This window comes from Mumia flava (genome assembly GCF_002797495.1).
Lineage (GTDB): Bacteria > Actinomycetota > Actinomycetes > Propionibacteriales > Nocardioidaceae > Mumia > Mumia flava.
Genome location: NZ_PGEZ01000001.1, coordinates 2,020,991 through 2,040,344 on the forward strand (window position 1 = coordinate 2,020,991; position 19,354 = coordinate 2,040,344).

22 protein-coding genes are annotated in these 19,354 nt (G+C 70.5%); 12 read left to right on the forward strand and 10 right to left on the reverse strand.

The window, feature by feature from the left end:
- Positions 1–46: 46 nt before the first annotated feature.
- Entirely contained in the window at positions 47–790 is a 744-nt protein-coding gene (locus CLV56_RS09505) for a ZIP family metal transporter (RefSeq protein ID WP_211288028.1), read from the reverse strand.
- Positions 791–966: 176 nt separating this feature from the next.
- Here CLV56_RS09505 and rpsF point away from each other — a divergent pair, with 176 nt between their 5' ends.
- From rpsF to rplI, 4 genes are all read left to right on the forward strand, one after another.
- Entirely contained in the window at positions 967–1,254 is a 288-nt protein-coding gene (gene rpsF, locus CLV56_RS09510; protein WP_039363324.1) for a 30S ribosomal protein S6, read from the forward strand.
- Between the two features lie 111 nt (positions 1,255–1,365).
- Entirely contained in the window at positions 1,366–1,890 is a 525-nt protein-coding gene (locus tag CLV56_RS09515; RefSeq protein WP_039363328.1) for a single-stranded DNA-binding protein, read from the forward strand.
- A gap of 134 nt (positions 1,891–2,024) precedes the next feature.
- Entirely contained in the window at positions 2,025–2,264 is a 240-nt protein-coding gene (rpsR, locus tag CLV56_RS09520) for a 30S ribosomal protein S18 (RefSeq protein WP_039363330.1), read from the forward strand.
- 20 nt (positions 2,265–2,284) lie between these two features.
- Positions 2,285–2,731 (forward strand): 50S ribosomal protein L9, encoded by a 447-nt coding sequence (gene rplI, locus CLV56_RS09525; RefSeq protein ID WP_039363334.1) that lies wholly within the window; start codon positions 2,285–2,287, stop codon positions 2,729–2,731.
- A gap of 58 nt (positions 2,732–2,789) precedes the next feature.
- Here the strand turns inward: rplI and CLV56_RS09530 are convergent, their stop codons facing one another.
- Entirely contained in the window at positions 2,790–3,911 is a 1,122-nt protein-coding gene (locus CLV56_RS09530) for a carboxylate-amine ligase (protein ID WP_039363336.1), read from the reverse strand.
- 180 nt (positions 3,912–4,091) lie between these two features.
- Here CLV56_RS09530 and CLV56_RS09535 point away from each other — a divergent pair, with 180 nt between their 5' ends.
- Both CLV56_RS09535 and ku read left to right on the forward strand, forming a co-directional pair.
- Positions 4,092–4,655, forward strand: coding sequence for a DoxX family membrane protein (locus CLV56_RS09535; RefSeq protein WP_157805125.1), 564 nt, complete (start codon positions 4,092–4,094; stop codon positions 4,653–4,655).
- Positions 4,656–4,832: 177 nt separating this feature from the next.
- Positions 4,833–5,861: a non-homologous end joining protein Ku gene (ku, locus tag CLV56_RS09540; RefSeq protein WP_039363338.1), complete on the forward strand. Its 1,029-nt coding sequence runs from the start codon at positions 4,833–4,835 to the stop codon at positions 5,859–5,861.
- Position 5,862: 1 nt separating this feature from the next.
- On the opposite strand, the gene CLV56_RS09545 is transcribed toward ku, so the two are convergent.
- Positions 5,863–6,489, reverse strand: coding sequence for a TetR/AcrR family transcriptional regulator (locus CLV56_RS09545; protein WP_100415112.1), 627 nt, complete (start codon positions 6,487–6,489; stop codon positions 5,863–5,865).
- A 94-nt stretch (positions 6,490–6,583) separates the two neighbouring features.
- On the opposite strand from CLV56_RS09545, the gene CLV56_RS09550 reads away from it, so the two are divergent.
- Together CLV56_RS09550 and CLV56_RS09555 are read left to right on the forward strand one after the other, a co-directional pair.
- On the forward strand, positions 6,584–7,492 hold the full coding sequence (locus CLV56_RS09550) for a diacylglycerol/lipid kinase family protein (protein ID WP_039363342.1): 909 nt from the start codon (positions 6,584–6,586) through the stop codon (positions 7,490–7,492).
- A 295-nt stretch (positions 7,493–7,787) separates the two neighbouring features.
- Positions 7,788–7,979, forward strand: a complete 192-nt coding sequence (locus CLV56_RS09555; protein ID WP_039363345.1) for a hypothetical protein — start codon at positions 7,788–7,790, stop codon at positions 7,977–7,979.
- 36 nt (positions 7,980–8,015) lie between these two features.
- Here the strand turns inward: CLV56_RS09555 and CLV56_RS09560 are convergent, their stop codons facing one another.
- From CLV56_RS09560 to CLV56_RS09570, 3 genes are all read right to left on the reverse strand, one after another.
- Positions 8,016–9,332: an MATE family efflux transporter gene (locus CLV56_RS09560; protein WP_039363348.1), complete on the reverse strand. Its 1,317-nt coding sequence runs from the start codon at positions 9,330–9,332 to the stop codon at positions 8,016–8,018.
- A gap of 87 nt (positions 9,333–9,419) precedes the next feature.
- Positions 9,420–11,012 (reverse strand): ABC transporter permease, encoded by a 1,593-nt coding sequence (locus CLV56_RS09565; RefSeq protein WP_039363352.1) that lies wholly within the window; start codon positions 11,010–11,012, stop codon positions 9,420–9,422.
- Positions 11,009–11,917 carry an ABC transporter ATP-binding protein gene (locus CLV56_RS09570; RefSeq protein WP_039363354.1) on the reverse strand — a complete coding sequence of 303 codons (909 nt, stop codon included), beginning with the start codon at positions 11,915–11,917 and terminating at the stop codon, positions 11,009–11,011. The genes CLV56_RS09565 and CLV56_RS09570 overlap by 4 nt, the downstream gene beginning before the upstream one ends.
- Before the next feature lie 72 nt (positions 11,918–11,989).
- On the opposite strand from CLV56_RS09570, the gene CLV56_RS09575 reads away from it, so the two are divergent.
- The 3 genes from CLV56_RS09575 (at position 11,990) to CLV56_RS09590 (ending at position 15,771) form a co-directional block, all read left to right on the forward strand.
- Positions 11,990–12,535, forward strand: a complete 546-nt coding sequence (locus CLV56_RS09575; protein WP_100414744.1) for a GbsR/MarR family transcriptional regulator — start codon at positions 11,990–11,992, stop codon at positions 12,533–12,535.
- Positions 12,536–12,975: 440 nt separating this feature from the next.
- Positions 12,976–14,361 (forward strand): replicative DNA helicase, encoded by a 1,386-nt coding sequence (dnaB, locus tag CLV56_RS09580; RefSeq protein WP_039363357.1) that lies wholly within the window; start codon positions 12,976–12,978, stop codon positions 14,359–14,361.
- A gap of 729 nt (positions 14,362–15,090) precedes the next feature.
- A complete protein-coding gene (locus CLV56_RS09590) occupies positions 15,091–15,771 on the forward strand; it encodes a transglutaminase domain-containing protein (protein ID WP_211288029.1) in 681 nt (226 codons plus the stop codon).
- Positions 15,772–15,778: 7 nt separating this feature from the next.
- Here CLV56_RS09590 and CLV56_RS09595 read toward each other — a convergent pair whose 3' ends face one another.
- The 4 genes from CLV56_RS09595 to CLV56_RS09610 form a co-directional block, all read right to left on the reverse strand.
- Entirely contained in the window at positions 15,779–16,429 is a 651-nt protein-coding gene (locus tag CLV56_RS09595) for a GNAT family N-acetyltransferase (protein WP_039363367.1), read from the reverse strand.
- Between the two features lie 69 nt (positions 16,430–16,498).
- Positions 16,499–16,915 (reverse strand): SRPBCC family protein, encoded by a 417-nt coding sequence (locus tag CLV56_RS09600; RefSeq protein WP_039363370.1) that lies wholly within the window; start codon positions 16,913–16,915, stop codon positions 16,499–16,501.
- Positions 16,916–16,976: 61 nt separating this feature from the next.
- Positions 16,977–17,774 carry a MerR family transcriptional regulator gene (locus CLV56_RS09605; RefSeq protein ID WP_039363373.1) on the reverse strand — a complete coding sequence of 266 codons (798 nt, stop codon included), beginning with the start codon at positions 17,772–17,774 and terminating at the stop codon, positions 16,977–16,979.
- 84 nt (positions 17,775–17,858) lie between these two features.
- Positions 17,859–18,689 carry a helix-turn-helix transcriptional regulator gene (locus CLV56_RS09610; protein WP_100414746.1) on the reverse strand — a complete coding sequence of 277 codons (831 nt, stop codon included), beginning with the start codon at positions 18,687–18,689 and terminating at the stop codon, positions 17,859–17,861.
- A gap of 65 nt (positions 18,690–18,754) precedes the next feature.
- Here CLV56_RS09610 and CLV56_RS09615 point away from each other — a divergent pair, with 65 nt between their 5' ends.
- Positions 18,755–19,354, forward strand: coding sequence for a dihydrofolate reductase family protein (locus tag CLV56_RS09615; protein ID WP_039363376.1), 600 nt, complete (start codon positions 18,755–18,757; stop codon positions 19,352–19,354).

A 19,354-nucleotide genomic window follows, 5' to 3' on the forward strand; every position in this document is an offset into this window, starting at 1 on the left:
CCCGACCGCTGGTCGAGTCGCGAGCGGAGCGAGCGATCGAGACCGTTCACCCCGCGAGCGCCAGGGCGGCGGCGAGGGCGAACCCGAGGACTCCGGCGAGGCCGGCCTTCTCGTGAACCTTCCGCTGTGCCTCGGGGATCATCGCGCCGACCAGCATCACGAGCAGCGCACCTGCCGCGAACCCGTCGACCCCGGCGACGAACTGCTCCCCGGTCGCTTCGGCCGCCAGGTAGCCACCCACCGATGCGAGCGCGCAGAGCGTCGCCACGCCACCCCACAGGAGCAGGACGTCGCGGGTCGGTGATCCCGCCTGCCGCATGTCGGTCGCTGAGCCGATCGCCTCGGGCAGGTTGGAGACGAAGATCGCGACCAGGAGCGCGATGCTCACGTCGCCGCCGCCCGCGAGTCCGATCCCGAGCACGGCCTGCTCGGGGATCCCGTCGAGGAACGCGCCGAGAGCGAGCGGCAGGCCGGCGGCGCCGTTCGCGGACCGGCCGCCGATCCGCTCGACCTCCCGGTCGGACGCGTAGAACACCACAGCACCCGCGGCCAGACCGACGGTCAGCGCCACGGACGCGCCGGTGTCGTATCCCTCCTCGAACAGCTCGAAGGAGATGGAGGCGATCAGCGCGCCCGCCCCGAATCCGAGGACGGAGCCGACCACCGCGTCGCTCCACGGTCGGACGACGCCGAGCAGCGCGCCGAGCATCAGCGACGACGCGGCGAGCGCACCCCACAGCAGCGACATCCACACGCCCGCGATCATCCCGCCACCCGTCCCGACGTGCACGCCTGCCCGGGTCCGTGCCGTGGCCTGTGCACGTGATTTGGGGCGACGCCGTGCGGCCGGATAGACTGAGCCGGTTGCCCGGAGCGCCGAACTCGGCCTGCCCGGGCAACGCGATGCAGAGCCCTCCTGTCACGGAAGGACCGTGACCGCCTGAGACCGAAGGAGGTGGAGTTGCCTTGCGTCACTACGAAGTCATGGTGATCCTCGATCCCGACCTCGACGAGCGTACGGTGGCCCCGAGCCTGGACACGTTCCTGAACGTGGTTCGCCAGGACGGCGGCACCGTGGACAACGTCGACATCTGGGGCAAGCGCCGTCTTGCGTACGAGATCAACAAGCGTTCCGAGGGGATCTACGCCGTGGTCGATCTGACCGCGACCCCGACGACCGTCAAGGAGCTCGATCGTCAGCTCACGCTGAACGAGTCCGTCATGCGTACGAAGGTCATCCGGCCCGAGAAGTGACGGACCACCGGCGGGGCTGTCCACCGATTCGTTCATCGGGGGTCGCACCTGTCGGTGTTCTGATGTTGACTGCTAGCCAGCAGACATCCCGCGACCCGTTGGAGTAAGCACATGGCAGGCGAGACCGTCATCACGATCGTCGGCAACCTCGTGGACGAGCCGGAGCTCCGGTTCACCCCCTCGGGTGCCGCGGTCGCCAACTTCCGCATCGCGTCGACGCCGCGGACGTTCGACCGTCAGTCGGGCGAGTGGCGCGACGGTGACACGCTCTTCCTGTCGTGCGCCGTGTGGCGTCAGGCGGCCGAGAACGTCGCCGAGTCCCTGCAGAAGGGCATGCGCGTCATCGTCCAGGGTCGGCTGAAGTCGCGGTCGTACGACGATCGCGAGGGCAACCGCCGCACCGTGTTCGAGATCGACGTCGACGAGGTCGGTCCGAGCCTGCGCAGCGCCACCGCGAAGGTCACGAAGGCCTCGCGCTCCGGTGGCGGCAGCTACTCCGGCGGCGGGCAGCAGCAGGCCCCGGCGAACGACCCGTGGTCGTCGCCGGCGCCGTCGGGAGGCGCCCCGTCGGGCGGCAACGCTGGCAATGATCCGTGGGCGAGCAACCAGGGAAGCTCGGACGAGCCTCCCTTCTGATCCTCAAGGGATCAGTTGATCCGCAAGGGATCAGCGGTCCGCCCCGGACCTGAGACACACCACGACGATCGCCTGATCGTCACTGTCATTCCGACCCGTCCTGCGGGTCGGGCTCACCGGAAGGGAGCACCACAATGGCTACCAAGCCCCCTGTTCGCAAGCCGAAGAAGAAGAGCAACCCGCTCAAGGCTGCGAAGGTCACCCACATCGACTACAAGGACACCGCTCTGCTGCGGAAGTTCATCTCCGACCGCGGCAAGATCCGCGCGCGTCGCGTGACGGGCGTGTCCGTCCAGGAGCAGCGCAAGATCGCGATCGCGATCAAGAACGCCCGTGAGGTCGCGCTCCTCCCGTACACCTCCACCGGTCGCTGATCGAGGGGAAGGGAAGACAGATGAAGCTCATCCTCACCCACGAGGTCAGCGGTCTCGGCGAGCCGGGCGATGTCGTCGAGGTCAAGGCCGGGTACGGCCGCAACTACCTGCTGCCGCGCAACTACGCGATCCTCTGGACGCGTGGCGCCGCCAAGCAGGTGGAGTCGATCAAGAAGGCTCGCAACGCCCGTGCGATCCACGATCTCGACGACGCGACCGCGCTGAAGCAGCGTCTCGAGGCGTCGGTCGTGAAGGTGCCTGCGCGCACCGGTGACGGCGGCCGCCTGTTCGGCGCGATCACCGTCTCCGACATCGCCTCGGCGCTGGAGGGTCTCGGCTCGACCGTCGACAAGCGGCGGATCGAGATCGGCAACCCGATCAAGTCCGTCGGCGACTACGCCGTGTCGGTGCGCGTCCACCCGGACGTCACCGCCAAGGTGAAGATCCAGGTGGTCGAGGCGGCCTGAGTCCGCCCGACCGTCACGAAGGCCCGCTGCCCCCTGAGGGTGGCGGGCCTTCGGCCTGTCACCCGGTCCTCTCGTGGACGGGCTCGGTGCTCTCGGCCGCGGTCCGGGTGACGAGGTCCGCCACGACTGCGCGCAGCCCGTCCCGCTCGGTGGAGCGGTCGACCGCCCGCTGACGGTCGGCGCCGTTGCCCTCGTGGACGATCCGCTGCACACCGGCCGTCACCAGTGCGGTGTCACCGGCGTCCGCCAGGGCCTCGCCGACGTGATCGAGGAGGGTGTCGACGACCTCGAGCGCGGGACGGCGCGACCGCGCGACCGGATCCACCAGGTCGGCCGACACCCCGTACCGTGCCGCGTGCCAGCGTGCGCCGCGCAGCAGGTCGACCCGCCAGGGCGGCACCGGGCCGCCTGCGGCGTGATCTCGCGCGGCGGTCTCGACCAGGCCCCGGATCAGACCGGCGACCACGGTGGCGTCGGAGACGTCGGTGCACACGTCGGCGACGCGGACCTCGACGGTCGGGAGCGATCGCGCGAGCCGGGCGTCGAAGTAGACCATCCCCTCGTCGACGGCAGCGCCGGTCTCGATCAGGTCGGCGACGGCCCGGCGGTAGCCCGCGAGATCACCGAACGGCTCGACCGGCCCCGCGCTCGGCCACCGGTCCCACAGCTGGGTGCGCCACGACGCGTGGCCGGTGTCGTCGCCGTCGGCGAACGGCGAGTTCGCGGCGAGTGCGCGGACGATGGACAACCAGGGGCGGATCCGGTCGAGGATCGCCACGCCCTCCTCGGGCCCGTCGATCCCGACGTGGACGTGCATCCCGCACGCCAGCCCGCCCGGCCCGATGCCGCCGAAGAGCGAGCTCATCCGCTCGTAGCGCGGTTTCGGTGTGACCCGGGGGTCGTGGTGCGGCAGGGGTGCCGTCCCCGCCGCGATCACCTGCGCGCCTGCCGAGCGTGCTGCGGCGATCGCGGCCCGCCGACCGGCGACGAGGTCCCCGCGGAGGTCCGCGAGCGTCGAGCGGGGCTCGGTCATCGTCTCGATCTGCTCGAGGAACAGCTCGTGCTCGATCGCTTCGTCGGACTCGTGCCGCCGGATGGCCTGCTCCGAGACGGGTGCGATCCGCCCGCTGATGCCGTCGACGAGGAACATCTCCTCCTCGACGCCGAGGGTGCGCGTCATGGCAGCAACGTACCCCGCTGGGGCGCCCGTGACACCGGGGCGGACCCACGGCGTACGGCGCTGAGCGACCGGTCGTACGGACGAGTCGAAGGTCCCGCCGATCCGGGACCGTCGGCACTGACGTCGAGGGCGTGCTGCGTTCGACGATGAGGACATCAGCTCGAGAGTCTGGAGGACATCATGAGCGCAGCCACGGGCGCCGGAGTCGGTACCCACGTCAGTGTCTTCGCCGCTCGGGACGAGGCCCACGCGGTCACGTCCACAGCGGTCGCCAAGGGCCTCGCCGCGATGAGGCTCGTGCTCGGATTCACGTTCCTGTGGGCGTTCGTCGACAAGACGTTCGGCCTCGGGTACGCGACGCCGAGCGAGAACGCGTGGATCAGCGGCGGCAGCCCGACCGTCGGGTACCTCAGCAACACGCCCAGCGGTCCGCTCGAGGGCTTCTACCACGCGCTCGCCGGCCAGTGGTGGGTCGACGTCCTGTTCATGCTCGGCCTGCTCGCCGTCGGCGTCACCTTCGTCCTCGGCATCGGGATCCGTCTCGGCGCGGCCGTCGGGGTGCTGCTCTACGTGATGATGTGGACGGTGGTCCTGCCCCCGGTCACCAACCCGATCATCGACGAGCACATCATCGGCGCGCTCGCCGTGCTGGTCGCGGGGCTCGCTCTCGCGGGCGACACCTGGGGTCTCGGCCGCTGGTGGGGTTCGCTGGAGCTGGTGAAGCGGTACCCGATCCTGCGCTGAGGGCGCAGAGTCGGAGCCGGCCGGTCACGCACCGGCCGGCTCCGTCGTGTGCGGTGGGCGTCTCGAGCAGGGCGGCGTACGGGTCGGCACCGATGAGCCGGGGCCACGACGGCGGTCTTCTGGATTGACAGGCCCGGCGAGTGCCGGTTCGCTTGTCGTACGAAGAGGGGGTCGCGGATGCGCGCGATGTGGAAGGGCACGGTCTCGTTCGGGCTGGTCTCCATCCCGGTGCGGATGTACGGGGCGACGTCGACGCACGACATCTCGTTCCGGCAGGTCCGGGCGAGCGACGGGTCACGGGTACGGTTCCGGCGGGTCGCGGAGGCCGACGGGGAGACGGTCGAGTACTCCGAGATCGCCAAGGGGTACGAGCTCCCGGACGGCCGGATGATCATCCTGACCGACGAGGACATGGCCGAGCTGCCGCTGCCGACGAAGAAGACCGTCGAGGTGCTCGAGTTCGTCCCGCTCGACCAGGTCGACCCGATCCTCTACAACAAGAGCTACTACCTGGAGCCGGAGTCGAAGCCGGGCGTGAAGCCGTACCTCCTGCTCCGCGAGGCGCTGGAGTCGTCCGAGATGGTCGCCGTGGTCAAGGTGACGATCGGGACGCGCGAGCAGATGGCGACGATCCGGGTCCGCGACGGCGTGCTGACGATGAGCACCTTGCTGTGGGCCGACGAGATCCGCAAGCCGGAGTTCTCGTTCCTCGACGAGGACAACGAGCTGCGGCCGCAGGAGGTCAAGATGGCCCAGTCGCTGGTCGCCAGCATGGAGTCCGACTTCGACCTCGAGGAGTTCACCGACGACTACCAGGTCGCGCTCGACGAGCTGGTCGCGGCGAAGCTCGAGGGCAACGAGGTGGTCGCGCCGGCGGCGGCCGAGTCGGCCGGCGGGGACTCCGACAACGTGGTCGACCTGATGGCCGCGCTGCAGGCGTCGATCGATCGGGCGAAGAAGGGCGAGGGTCCGACGCTGGAGTCGTCACCGGCAGCCGACTCGGGTGCGGACGAGGACTCCGACGACGCGTCGGGATCGAAGACCGCTGCGAAGAAGACGGCCGCGAAGAAGTCGACGGCGAAGTCGGCGAAGAAGGCACCGGCGAAGAAGACGGCCGCGAAGAAGTCCGCGGCCAAGAAGTCGACGAGCAAGAAGTCGGCCGCGAAGAAGTCCGCGGCGAAGCGTCCTGCGAAGAAGTCGGCGTGACTCAGGGCGCCAGGTAGCGGTCGAGCATCACGCCGAGCTGCTCGTCCAGGCGGTCGAGCGCGTGATCCTGCGCTCCGGTCTCGGCGACCACGGGCCCGGACAGGCAGAACGCCATCGCGGTCAGCAGCACGGACCGTGCGCGGTCGGCCGGGTCGCCGGGGCCGATCGAGCCGTCGGCGATCCCGGCGCGGATGCCTTCCTCGACGAGGGCGAGATGGTCGCGTGTGCTCGTCCCGAGACGCTGCAGGAGGTACGGGACGAGGTAGTCCGGGTCGACCTCGACGATCTTGCGGAGCACAGGGTGGGTCCGGATCAGCCGCACCATCGCCACCACCGCGCTGACCAGCCGGTGCCGCCCGTCACCGGCCCCGGGCACGGTCTCGGCGGCAGCCTGGGCGAACTCCCGGGTCAGCAGCGCTCCGACGACGTCGTTCACGCTGCCCCAGCGGCGGTAGAGCGTCGCGCGCGAGACGCCCGCCTGCCGGCCGACGTCGGACATCGTCATCCTTCGGATGCCTCGGTCGACGAGCAGATCGAACGCCGCGTCGAGGATCTGGTCCTCGCCGATCACACCGCCGGTGCGACCGCCCGGAGCGGGACCACTGCCCTCGTTGATCCACTGAGGCATCACGTGCTTCACTGTATCAACCTGACCACCCGGACACGCCGGACGACCTCTGCCGTCGCGCGCCGTACGCGTCCGTAGCCGACCGGAGGACGTCGTGCCCGACACCCCGTACGAGCGGCCGCGGCGGTTCACCGCTCTGGTCAACCCGATCTCGGGGACGCGGCACGCCGCCGGCGACTGGGACGAGGTCACCGCTCGGCTCCGTACGGCCGGGGCCGAGGTGACGACGATCGCGACCAGGAGCGCGCAGCACGCGGTCGAGGCGGCAGGTGACGCGGCGCGCCGGGGCGACGTCGTGGTCGCGGTGGGCGGGGACGGCATGGTGCGGGACATCGCGACCGGCGTCCACACGGCCGACGGTGTGATGGCGATCGTCCCGTCCGGTCGTGGCAACGACCTCGCCCGGACGCTCGGGATCGGCACGGACCCGGCCGAGCTCGCCGTGCTGCTGCTCGAGGGGTCCGTGCGGTCGATCGACGTCCTCGAGGTCGGGGGCGTGATCGCACCCGGCAACGTCTACGTCGGCGTCGACTCCCACGCGACACGGCTGATCAACCGGCTCCGGCGGCTGCCCGCGCTGCTCGTCTACCGGGTCGCCGGAGTGCTCGCGATCAGCACCTGGACCGCCCCGACGTACACCGTCGAGATCGACGGACGACGGATCACGACCCGTGCCAGCACGGTCGTGATCTCGAACTCCGGGGCGTACGGGAACGGCCTGCGGATCGTCCCGCCCGCGGTCCTGGACGACGGGCACCTCGACGTGATGATCGTCGACGACGTGCCACGGCGGGCGATCATCCGTTTCCTGGCGCAGGCCGCGAAGGGCACGCACGTGGGACGGCCGGAGGTGCGGCTGGAGACGGGCACCCGGGTGAGCGTGGCGATCGATCGCGAGGTGCCGGTGTGCGCCGACGGGGACGAGATCGGGACGGTCCCGATCGAGGTCCGCCTCCTGCCCGCGGCGCTGCGCGTGATCGCCCCGCCGGCACCGGTGGTGTGAGCGCGTCTCGATCCTCGCTGCGCTCGGCCTCGACGAGCGGAGGACCACTGCCCGCGGGGCGAGGGTGCGGCCCCGTTGCTCGAGGCGCGAGGGTGCGGCCCCGTTGCTCGAGGCGCGAGGGTGCGGCCCCGTTGCTCGAGGCGCGAGGGTGCGGCCCCGTTGCTCGAGGCGCGAGCGCAGCGAGCGATCGAGAGCCCGACACGCCGACCCACGTCGGGAGAACTGTCAGTGCGCGCCCGCACACTCGAAGCAGTGGGAACGCCCCCGACCCGAGACTGGAAGCGGTGAGCCTGAGATGACCGAGCTGCTCGTGATCTGCGTCGACTGCAGCACGGAGTTCGTCGAGGCCGAGGGCTGGCTCGAGCGCTGCGCGGAGTGCTGCGCGGTGTACGACGACCACCTCAGCGGGCTGCACGACCACGTCATCGAGGGCTGCGCCCGCTGCGAGCGCCGGACCCACGCTCGCAGCGACCGCCACGCCGCCTGAGCGTCGCCACCGTCGGCTCGGACCGCGAAGGGACGGTCAGCGCGCCGTCCCCGTCACCAGCCACGCGTCGGTGCGTTCGCGCAGCACCAGCGTGACCATCCGCGCGAGCATGAAGCCTGCGTACGCGATCCAGAGCCACGCCAGGCCGGCGTCGAGCCACCAGACCAACCACGCGAGCGGTGCGTAGACGGCGAGCGTGACGAGGCCGGCCCACGCGAGGTACGTGCCGTCGCCCGCGCCGATCAGCACCCCGTCGAGCACGAAGACGATGCCGGAGACCGGCTGCGTCACGGCGATCACGACGAGCGCGCCGATCAGCAGCGACTGGACCCGAGGGTCGGGGGTGAAGAATCCGGGCAGCCACGGCGTCAGCACCAGCAGACCGACGCATGCCAGCAGGCCCGACGCGATGCCCCAGCCGATCATCCGCCGCGTCGCCGCGCGGGTCCCCGCGATGTCGCCCGCGCCCAGCGAGCGGCCGGTCAGGGCCTGCCCGGCGATCGCGATCGCGTCGAGCGCGAACACCAGGACCGACACGACCGTGACCGCGACCTGGTGGGCGGCGAGCGCATCCGGGCCCAGGGTGGTCGCGACGACGGTCGCGATCAACAGTGCCGCGCGGAGCGTCAGCGTCCGGACGACGAGCGCGACACCGGCGTGCGCCGCCTCGACGACGCCGGCCCGGACCGGCCGTACGGGCGCGTGCTGCCGGCGTGCGTCTCGGACGACGATCCCGCCGAGGACCGCGGCGGCGCCGAGCTGGGCGATCGTCGTCCCGATCGCAGCGCCGGCGATGCCGAGCCCGGCCCCGTAGACGAGCACGAGGTTGAGCGCGACGTTCACGACGTTCGCTGCGATCACGACGACGAGTGGGGTCCGGAGGTCCTGCATCCCTCGGAGCACACCGGTGGCGGCGAGCACGACGAGCATCGCGGGGATCCCCGGAGCTGCCCAGACGAGGTACGACACGGCCTCGGACCCGACGGCGTCGGTCGGCCCGAAGGCCCCGACGATCATCGACGCCCCGGCGGCGGCGACCACGGCCGCGGCCGCGCCGATGCCGATCGCGAGCCACACCCCGCTCATCCCCGAGAGCATCGCTCCGCGGGTGTCGCCGGCGCCGATGTGCCGGCCGACGGACGCGGTGGTCCCGTACGCCAGGAACACGCAGAGCCCGACCAGCGTCTGCACGACGGTCGAGGCGATCGCGAGACCGGCGAGCGAGGTGGTGCCGAGGTGGCCGACGATGGCGGTGTCGGCCGCGAGCATGAGCGGCTCGGAGACGAGGGCAGCGAACGCGGGGACGGCGATGCGGAAGATCTCGCGGTCGCGCGCGTCCAGGTGCAGCCTCACCGGGTCATTCTGCCGCCGGGGTCGGCGGTCCGGCGCGTCGGGCGCGTTCCGTGCCCGCGCGGTCCCGGTCCGGACGTCCGTGCGGCGCTACGTCTGCAGGTCGCGGCGGCGGAACCCGACGAACCCGACGATCAGCAGCACCGCCGTCACCGCCAGCAGCCACAAGCCCGACGTCCAGTCGTAGTCCTGGGCCGGCACCAGTGCCAGGTGGTCGAACGGGGAGATGCCGTTGACCCAGTCGGGGAAGTCCAGCAGTGCCCCGAACATGAGGACGACCGCACCCCAGCCGACCATCAGCCACGCGAGCGCGGACAGCCGCGGAAGGACTCCCACGAGGGCGACCGCGACTCCGACGACGACCCAGATCGCGGGGACGGCGGCGAGCCCGGCGCCGCCGAGGCGCCACACCTGGTCGAGGTCGTCGGTGAGGAGCCCGAGCGACAGCCCGGTGCACGCCCCGCCCACCACGACCATCAGGGCCGATCCGAGCAGGGCGATCCCGACGTGGTCGGCGAGCCAGCGCGTACGGGACGCCGCGGTGGCCAGCACCGGCTCGAGCCGCCCGCTGGTCTCCTCCCCCCGCGAGCGCAGCGCCGCAGAGGTGCCGTACGCGGCGGCGATGATCGCGATGATGATGACAGCGGAGGAGTAGAACCCGTCGACGAGGGAGATCTGGTCGCCGCCGCCGGTCAGCGCGGCGGTGAGGTCTCCCGAGGCGTCGCCGATCAGGTCGTCGACGTCGTCGCCGACCGACCCGTACGACAGCCCGGTGAGGACGAACGCGATCCCCCAGCCGATCACCGTGGGACGGTGCAGACGCCAGGCCAGCCCGGTGGTGCCGGACGACCACCGGGCGTCGGCGGGCCCGGGCTTGACGGCGAGCAGACCGGCGCCGAAGTCGCGCCGCTCGAACAGAGCGTGCCCGATCGCAACCAGGATCGCGGCGGCGGCGATCCCGATCAGCGCGGGCCACCAGCGCTCGTCGTCGTACGCGCGCATCCGTTGGCCCCAGCCGATCGGGGAGAGCCAGGAGAACGTGGCGTTGCCGACGTCGCCGATCGCGCGCAGGAGATAGGCGGCCCCGATCACCGCGCCGGACATGCCCCAGACGCCGCGGGTGGTCTGGCTGAGCTGGGCGCACACGAACGCGGCACCCATGAACGTCCACCCGGTGGTGGTCACGGCGACGCCGAGGCAGACCGACCCGGCGGCGGGCAGGCCGTACGCCGTGAGTCCGGCGGCGACCAGGACGCCGAGCAGCAGGTTGGCTGCGGTGGTCTCGATCAGCGCGGAGGCGCCGGGGGCGGAGCGGCCGGTGACGTTCGCCCGGATCAGCTCGCTCTGCCCGCCCTCCTCGCCGGCGCGGACGTGCCGGTTGATCAGGAAGGTGCTCATCAGGCCGGCGATGATCGCGCCGAACGCGGTGGTCTGCCAGGCGGTCTGGCCGCCGATCGTGTCGAGGGCGTACGCCGGGCCGGCCATCGCGATGAAGGCCGGGTTGCCGCTGACCGCGGCAGCGGCGGCGTCGAGGTCCGCCTGCGTCGGGTAGGTCCCCTCGACGGTGGCCGCGGTCACGACGTACAGCAGGAAGCCACCCAGGATCCACCAGAGCAGCGCCCAGCGGTCGCGGCGGAGCGCGAACCGCAGCAGGACACCGGTGCCGGCGTAGCGTCCGCTCACGCGGCGTCCTCTCCCGTCTCGATCTCGTCGCCGTAGTGCCGCAGGAACAGCTCCTCCAGCGTCGGCGGCGTGCAGGTGATCGTCGTGATGCCGAAGTCGCCGAGGCGGTCGAGTGCCGCGCCGACGTGGTCGGTGTCGACCTCGAACCGGGCGCGGTGCCCCTCGACGACGAGGTCGTGCACGCCGGTCAGCTCGTCGAGGCCGGTGGGCGGCTGCTGCGTCTCGGCGGTGACCGACGTCCGGGTGAGATGGCGCATCTCGGCGAGCGTCCCGGACTCCACGGCCCGGCCGTCACGGATGATCGTGATCCGGTCGCCGAGCGCCTCGACCTCGCTGAGGATGTGGGAGGACAGCAGGACGGCGCGGCCGTCGTGACGGTACTCGTCGACGCACTCGCGGAAGACCGACTCCATCAGCGGGTCGAGCCCGGAGGTGGGCTCGTCGAGCAGCAGCAGCTCGACGTCGGAGGCGAGCGCGGCGATCAGGGCGACCTTCTGCCGGTTGCCCTTGGAGTACGACCGGCCGCGCTTGGTGGGGTCGAACTGGAACCGCTCGATCAGCTCGGCCTTCTTCGCGCGGTCGAGCCCGCCGCGCAGCCGGCCGAAGAGGTCGATCACCTCGCCGCCGGTGAGGTTCGGCCACAGCGTGACGTCGCCCGGGACGTACGCGAGGCGCCGGTGCAGGTCCGCGGCCTGCTTCCACGGGTCGCCGCCGAGGAGCCTGACCGTGCCCGAGTCCGAGCGCAGCAGCCCGAGCAGGACGCGGATGGTCGTGGACTTGCCGGCGCCGTTCGGCCCGAGGAAGCCGTGCACCTCGCCCTGCTCGACGACGAGGTCGAGCCCGTCGAGGGCGTGGGTGCTGCCGAAGCTCTTGTGGAGCCCGGAGATCTCGATCGCGTTGGTCACCTTGCCGACGTTACACAGGTTTCATAATCTTGTGAAGGCAGATTTCGGTCGGCGGGAGGAGGTGGTGGGCGGATGGCCGGATCCCAGCGGCGTACGGCGCGCGACGAGGCGGTGGCGCGGTTCGTCGAGCGCTTCGGAGCGTCGTTCCGCGAGGCCGGCGTCCCGCCGATGGCGGCGCGCGCGTTCGCGTACATCCTGGCTGTCGACTCCGACAGGGTCAGCGCGCGGGAGCTGGCGGACGGGCTGGACGCGAGCCCGGCGGCCGTCTCGGGTGCGGTGAAGTACCTGATCGAGACGGGCCTGCTCGAGCGCGTCACCGGGTCCGGCGGCGATCGCCAGCACTACTACCGGGTCTTCTCCGGGGACATCTGGGCGACGATCCTTCAGCGTCGGCTGCCCTTGGTCGAGCGCTGGTACGAGAGCATGCAGGAGGGCATCGACGACCTCGGCGGTGTGCGGCGCGCGGGCTCCGCCCTGTACGAGTCGGAGCTGTACTTCGCGTTCATGACCCAGGAGGCTCCGCGGATGCTCGAGCGGTGGCACGCCTACCGCGACCGACGTCTCGCCGAGGAGAGCGGGGGCGGCGGCCCGGAACCGTCCGAGGTGACCGAGGAGTAGGCTCGCGCCGGGACGGTAAGGCCCTCGGGCCCCCTACGCAAGTCGACCACGATCGCGTCGCGAGCAGTTTTGCTCCACACGCTGCGTACGACATCGGTGCAGGTCAGCGGCGGGATCGGACGCGTCCACCGCCGAAATCCACATGGATTCCCACAGACTGTGCACACCGTTCTCCACACTTTTCCACAGGAAATTCTCGGAACTGCACATGGCCGGTGGACACGCGGCTTTCGGTGGGCTGCGGGTCGGCGTACGGTCCTCGGAGTCGGCCCGGGTCGACACGGTCGGGGACCGCCTCGCACGACACGATCGCGCGTGACGGGACCGACCTCCGAGAAGCGTCAGTGCGGCGCCGTAAGGTCACGAACAACAAGCGTGTGGTTCGTCGGCCACGGCGAGCGGGCGAGCCGTAGCGATCACGTTGGAGGAGTGGGACCCGGGTGAGCGTTGCCGAGCTTGATCTTCCCGAGCCGCCGGACGACTACGAGTACGGCGGGAGCCAGGTCGATCGGACCCCGCCGCAGGACTCGAACGCGGAGCAGTCCGTCCTCGGCGCGATGATGCTCAGCAAGGACGCGATCGCCGACGTCGTCGAGTCGGTCAAGGGCGTGGACTTCTACCGTCCGGCGCACGAGAGCATCTTCGACGCGGTGCTCGACCTCTACGGCCGCGGCGAGCCGGCCGACGCCGTCACGGTCTCCGCGGAGCTCGGCCGGCGGGGCGAGCTGACGCGCGTCGGCGGCGCCCCGTACCTCCACACCCTCGTCGCGAACGTCCCGATCGCGGCCAACGCCTCGTACTACGCGCAGATCGTGCACGAGAAGGCCGTGCTGCGTCGCCTCATCGAGGCCGGGACCCGCATCGCGCAGATGGGCTACTCGGGGGAGGGGCAGGTCGACGACCTGGTCGACGCCGCGCAGTCGGAGGTCTACGGCGTCACCGAGCAGCGCACGAGCGAGGACTACGCGATCCTCAACGATCTGATGGAGGCCACGTTCGACGAGCTCGAGGCGATCGCCTCGCGCGACGGGCAGATGGCCGGCATCCCGAGCGGCTTCTCCGACCTGGACCGCCTGACGAACGGCCTGCACCCCGGGCAGATGGTCGTCGTCGCAGCCCGACCTGGTGTCGGCAAGTCGACACTCGGGCTCGACGTGTGTCGCTCGTCCGCCATCAAGCACGGTCTGACCACCGCGATCTTCTCGCTGGAGATGAGCCGGATCGAGATCACCATGCGCCTGCTCTCGGCGGAGGCGCGGGTGGGTCTGCACGAGATGCGGTCCGGCTCGCTGTCCGACGACCAGTGGCAGAAGCTCGCACAGCGCATGGGCGAGGTGTCGGAGGCGCCACTGTTCATCGACGACTCGCCCAACATGACGATGATGGAGATCCGCGCGAAGGCCCGACGGCTCAAGCAGCGCCACGACCTCAAGCTGATCGTGATCGACTACCTCCAGCTGATGACGTCGGGCAAGAAGGTCGAGTCCCGTCAGCTCGAGGTCTCGGAGTTCAGCCGTCAGATCAAGCTGCTCGCCAAGGAGCTCGAGGTCCCGATCATCGCGGTCTCCCAGCTGAACCGCGGATCCGAGCAGCGCACCGACAAGCGCCCGATGCTCTCGGACCTCCGTGAGTCCGGCTCGATCGAGCAGGACGCGGACATCGTGATCCTGCTCCACCGTCCCGACATGTACGAGCAGGAGTCCGAGCGGCTCGGCGAGGCCGACTTCATCGTCGCGAAGAACCGCTCCGGCCAGCCGGGCACGGCGACGGTGACGTTCCAGGGCCACTACTCGCGGTTCATCGACATGCCGAAGGACTTCGGCTGAGCTGATGCACCGACGCCTGGCGCGAGCGGGTGCCCGTCAGCGTCGACCCGAGGGCGGTGCGCCTCCCGCCTGTGGGGCCTCGCCACCTGCTCGGGGCACCGGACCGTACGGCGGCGGCGGCGTCCACGGCGGCGTCAGGGGCGGCGCCACCTTCGTCCTCCAGAGCAGCTCGGCCAGCCGCACCGCCATGCCTCCTGCACGGAATCCGACCAAGACCCACAGGACACCCGTGGCGAGCATCGTCAGAGGGGATCGATCGACGTTCAGGACCAGCGCGGTCGATCCGAGGCCCACGAGCGTCAGGATCCACAAGGCGGTCCCCACCAGGTGCTCGAAGGACGGCGGGCAGCTCGGTGCCTCCTGGGCCCGCGCCGGTGCTCGGAGGATCCAGACAGTGTGCGCGAGTGCGAATCCGGCCCAGAACAGAGCGCACGCCGCCCCCAGAGTCCGAAGCGATGGAGGGTCGACCGAGAGAACGGCCACCTCGACCGCGAAGACCGCCCACACGAGGGCCGCAGCGAATCCGTTGCCGATCGTCACCGATCGCGGCGCACGCCACCAAGAGTCCACCATCGCCTACCTTCGATCCTCAGCCCCGTGCCGCCGGAGTCTAACCGGATGCGGACCCCGACCGTCCCCGTATCGACAGTGGGACCATGAAGCATGACGTCGCGCCTGCTCATGCCGCGCCGGGGACGTTCGACGAGGTCCCCCCTCGCCGCAGACCGGGTGTCCGGAAGCACGACGTCCACTCGCATCCTGGACTGGGACTCGACCCCGGTCGCGCGGCTCGCGGCCGGCTTGACGCCGGTCGGGACGATCGGCGCGCGTGCCTACGTGCAGGCAGCCCACCGGTCCGTGGCACGGAATGTATCGGCTGTCTACGCACTCGATGATCGACAGCCGGCCTCGGTGACGGTCGCACGCGGTCGTGGTTCGTGCAGTCAACGAGCGGCGGTACTGGAATCCCTGGCCCGGCGAGCAGGCATCGTCACCCGGGTACGGGGCATCGCCGTAGACGGGACGTTCTGGTATCCACGGTTCCGCCGCCTCACGTGGCTGGTTCCAGAACGCGTGGTGCTCGCCTGGCCCGAGTTCGCCCTGGAGGAAGGGTGGGTCGCCCTCGGCGAGCTGTTCGACACGCTGCCTCGGTTGGCTGAGAACTCGGCCGGCTTCACGAACGACGGCGAGACGTTGTTCGACGCTGTCGCCACCACGGCCGTCGACTGGGACGGCATCTGCGGGAACGACCGCTGTGATCTCTCGGCCACCGCTGTAGCCGACTTCGGGTACTTCGAGTCGCGCGATGAGCTGTTCGACCGAGAGGGACAGACCCTCAGCCGCCTCGCTCTGGGAGTCGCCGACCCCATCCTCGCTCGCAGGGCCCCCGGGTCCCCAACCTCCCCCTAGGGCCAGGTCAGGCTGCCTCCGGCGGTCGCCAGACCATCGTCTGCTGGTGCACCGGCCGACCCTCGTACCGGACACCGGGAACCAGGGGCGTCGACCCGTGGGCGACGAAGCCGCTCCGCTCGAAGAACCGGACGGCACGGGTGTTCTCGACCAACGTCTGCAGGTAGCAGCCAGGGATGCCCTCGCGAGCGAGCCAGTCCTGCCACGCGGACATCAGCTGCCGTGCGACGCCGGTGCCGCGTGCCTGCGGGACGAGGTTGATGTGCAGGTGGCCGGGGAAGTCCGGGTTCACGAACTCACCGGAGGCGACCTGTCTTCCCCGCAGCTTGGCCGCGCCCAGGTCGACGAGGCTTCTTGCGAAGAACGGGATCGACCGCGGCTTGAGCATCACCCGGTGGCGTGTGATGGCCTGGGTCAGCAGGTCGTCCTCGGACGGAAGCAGCGAACCGTCCGGACACCCCGTCAGGTATCCGACCAGCTCACCGTCGACCTCGGCCAGGAACAGAGTGTCGGGGCAGCGGTCGATGTACGGGTCGAGGTAGACCATGCGCTCCGAGGGCAGGTGTCTCCAGAGCTCCCCGCTCGGGGAGTCCTGACCCGCACGTGCGAACAGGTCGACGAGCGCGGCGTGGTCGGCGGGTGCGTAGGTCCTGATCATCGTGGCCAGAGCATAGAGGTCGGGGACCGATGCGACCGACTCACTCGACGGTCACCGACCAGTTCCTCGTCAGGAGCTAAGTGAGCCCTTCTCCAAGGTGGACTTGATGACGGCCAGGCCCTGTTCGATCAGCTGAGCAACCGCGGGCGCGACAGCGTCCGGGAGCAGGTCCGCGGTCCAGACGAACCGTGTCTGTCCAGACTGCTCGTGCCGGAATGCCTGAGCCGACGCGTTGTAGTGGGTGAGTCCGAGAGATCCGTCGGTGACCGCCCAGGACAGGCGGCGAGCCTCGTCGTCCGCCCCGACGAACAGCTCCTGGACCCGTGAACCGTTGAAGAAGGTGACCACGCGGTCTCTCCCCTGAGGCACGGCGTCCACGACGAACCCGGGCACCAGGCGCTCGTGGAGCTGATACCAGTCACGGAGCGCGTCCCATGCCTCATCCGGTTCGGCGTCGATGATGATCTCGCGGATCAGGGAAGTCATGTCCTGTCCTTCCGATTGAGCTGGCTCGGGCTGGCGTTGGCGCCGGACGCGGAGATTCTGGTCACTGCGTTCGAACGGGCCACTGGACCTCGGTGCGGTCGTGAAGGTAGTGCTCGCGGATGGGATCGGCGAGCGGCGCAGCGTGCCGGATGGCATGACTGCCCAGTGCGCCGTAGGTACGGTCGAAGTCGTCGAGGCTCCCGATGTGGTCGGCCGTCGCGAAGCGCCCGGCTGGCAGCTCCTCGAGTCGTACGCCCGGGTCGCTGCGTCGGGCCGGGAGTCCGCCCCCGAAGGCGACGGGGGCGAAGGCCGCTACCTCGCCGCGCTCGTTCTCGAAGAACGCGTGCGCCCAGGTCGCGCCGTACGGACCAGTCGCGGTCAGCCGGGATTGGTCCAGCGTCGCCTCCAGGCGAAGCCGGGCGTCGTCGTACCACCGAGCGCTGGCGTGTGCCTCGACGACGTCCCGGACGACGAGCACCGGCTGGGCCGGAAGATCGACGAAGGTCACGTCGAGGGCGGGCAGGGGCGCAAGCAGGTCGCGCAGCGACGCGACGACGGCTCGTGTACTAGCGAGTTGGGCCTCCATTCGGGCGAGATGGGTCCTGATGGCACGGTCACGAGCGTCTGCGTCGGAGGCCGCGAGGACGGTGCGTACCTCGGGGACCGGCATCTCGAGGTCGCGCAGCCGGCGGATGAGATGGGCTTGTGATACCTGCTCGAGCGAATAGCGGCGGTACCCGGAACTCGGGTCGACCGCGGCCGGCTCGAGCAGCCCCACGTCGTGGTAGTGGCGCAGCGTCTTGATGCTGAGATAGGTGAGCCGGGAGAACTCTCCGATGGACACCACGGGTTCGCTCATGGGACGAGACTCGACTCTCCTCTCACCGGAGAGTCAAGAGCGTTGTGCCAAGGCCGCGCCTGGACGGGCATCGTCTCCTCAGCCTCAGTACGTCGCGCCGAGAGCCGTCACCGCAGTGGGGCGCTGGGCCGCGGCATGCTCCTGCGGCGTCTCCCCGGCGAAGCGCCCGGCGTCCCGCGTGAAGTGGCTCTGGTCGGAGTACCCGTGCCGTGCTGCGATCTCGGCCAGGGGCAGCCTGCCGAGGTCGAGGCTCGCGCGCTCGAAGCGGACGACGCTGCTGGCCTGCTTGGGCGTCACCCCGACGTGCTCCGCGAACCGTGACGTGACGTGCCGGTGGCTCCACCCCGTCGCCGAGACGAGGTCGGCGATCCTTGCCTGCCCGCCGCTGGCGTGGATCTGGCCCCACATCCAGGGGAGCCACCCCGGCGGGTCGGCCGTGCGGGACGCCCGGTCCAGCAGCAGGGTCTCGACGATGTCGAACCGATGCCGCCACGTCGTCGCGGCGTGCAGCCGGTCGCTGGTCGAACCGCCGAGAGCCGGATCGATGTCGTCGAGGTCGAGCACGCTGCGAGCCGCCTGCATCCCGGGGATCCCCAGGATGCGCTCCACGCCGAGCGGCGTCAGGTAGACCTGCACGCAGTCCTGGCTCCGTTCGAAGGATGTGCTCGCGGGGCCCGTGGAGAACCCGGCGAGGAACGACCCGTACTCGCGGTCGGCCCGCCCGTCTCCGGCGAGCGCATCGACACGGAGCCGGCTCCCGAAGGAGAAGACCAGCGGCACCAGGCTCCCGGCCGGCTGGCGTCGACGGACGACGCCCGGGGCACGCTCGGACATACCCACGATCCCGGCGACGAGCCCGCCGAGGGCCGCGGGCGCGTGGTGGCGAACGAGCTCGATGCGGTGGCCGTCGACCATCCGACCAGTATCACCGGTCGAATTTCTTCAAGCCACCGCTCGTCGACGATCGGCATCCTCGAGCCATGAGAGATCTTGTTGCGATCGAGTTCCTGACCGTCGACGGTGTGATGCAGGGCTTGGGCTCACCCGACGAGGACACCGACGGAGGCTTCACGCACGGCGGGTGGGGTGCGCCGTACGCCGATGCCATCCACGAGGCGGTGACGGCCGACGGCCTCACGGAGACCACGGGGTACCTGTTCGGGCGTCGCACCTACGAGAAGATGGCCGCCTTCTGGCCGTCCCAGCCCGACGAGAATCCCATGGCTCGGCAGCTGAACGAGACTCCCAAGTTCGTGGCGACCCGTACCCTGACGGACCTCTCCTGGGACGGGGCTCGTGTCCTCGACGGAGACCTCGGCGTGGCGGTCCACAAGCTCAAGGAGGACGGTACGGGGGAGATCGCGACGCTGGGGAGCGGTGTGCTCGTGCACGAGCTCATGCTGCTCGGTCTGGTCGACCGGTTCCGGCTCTTCATCCATCCGCTGCTCCTGGGCACGGGCAAGCGGTTGTTCCGAGAGCTTCCGTCCCCTCGCTCGCTCGCGCTCAGGTCGTACGGAACGACCAGCCGGGGCACCGTGATGGTCGAGTACGACGTCCTGCGCGACGACGACCCTTCGTGA

Bases quoted from the DNA above. Each gene is read 5' to 3' on its own strand.
- CLV56_RS09530 (WP_039363336.1), bottom strand. From the start codon at position 3,911: ATGACGCGCACCCTCGGCGTCGAGGAGGAGATGTTCCTCGTCGACGGC.
- CLV56_RS09605 (WP_039363373.1), bottom strand. From the start codon at position 17,774: ATGAGCGAACCCGTGGTGTCCATCGGAGAGTTCTCCCGGCTCACCTAT.
- CLV56_RS09595 (WP_039363367.1), bottom strand. From the start codon at position 16,429: ATGATCAGGACCTACGCACCCGCCGACCACGCCGCGCTCGTCGACCTG.
- CLV56_RS09555 (WP_039363345.1), top strand. From the start codon at position 7,788: ATGACCGAGCTGCTCGTGATCTGCGTCGACTGCAGCACGGAGTTCGTC.
- CLV56_RS09610 (WP_100414746.1), bottom strand. From the start codon at position 18,689: ATGGTCGACGGCCACCGCATCGAGCTCGTTCGCCACCACGCGCCCGCG.
- CLV56_RS09535 (WP_157805125.1), top strand. From the start codon at position 4,092: ATGAGCGCAGCCACGGGCGCCGGAGTCGGTACCCACGTCAGTGTCTTC.
- CLV56_RS09515 (WP_039363328.1), top strand. From the start codon at position 1,366: ATGGCAGGCGAGACCGTCATCACGATCGTCGGCAACCTCGTGGACGAG.
- rplI (WP_039363334.1), top strand. From the start codon at position 2,285: ATGAAGCTCATCCTCACCCACGAGGTCAGCGGTCTCGGCGAGCCGGGC.
- CLV56_RS09545 (WP_100415112.1), bottom strand. From the start codon at position 6,489: ATGCCTCAGTGGATCAACGAGGGCAGTGGTCCCGCTCCGGGCGGTCGC.
- ku (WP_039363338.1), top strand. From the start codon at position 4,833: ATGCGCGCGATGTGGAAGGGCACGGTCTCGTTCGGGCTGGTCTCCATC.
- CLV56_RS09575 (WP_100414744.1), top strand. From the start codon at position 11,990: ATGGCCGGATCCCAGCGGCGTACGGCGCGCGACGAGGCGGTGGCGCGG.
- CLV56_RS09600 (WP_039363370.1), bottom strand. From the start codon at position 16,915: ATGACTTCCCTGATCCGCGAGATCATCATCGACGCCGAACCGGATGAG.
- CLV56_RS09615 (WP_039363376.1), top strand. From the start codon at position 18,755: ATGAGAGATCTTGTTGCGATCGAGTTCCTGACCGTCGACGGTGTGATG.
- rpsR (WP_039363330.1), top strand. From the start codon at position 2,025: ATGGCTACCAAGCCCCCTGTTCGCAAGCCGAAGAAGAAGAGCAACCCG.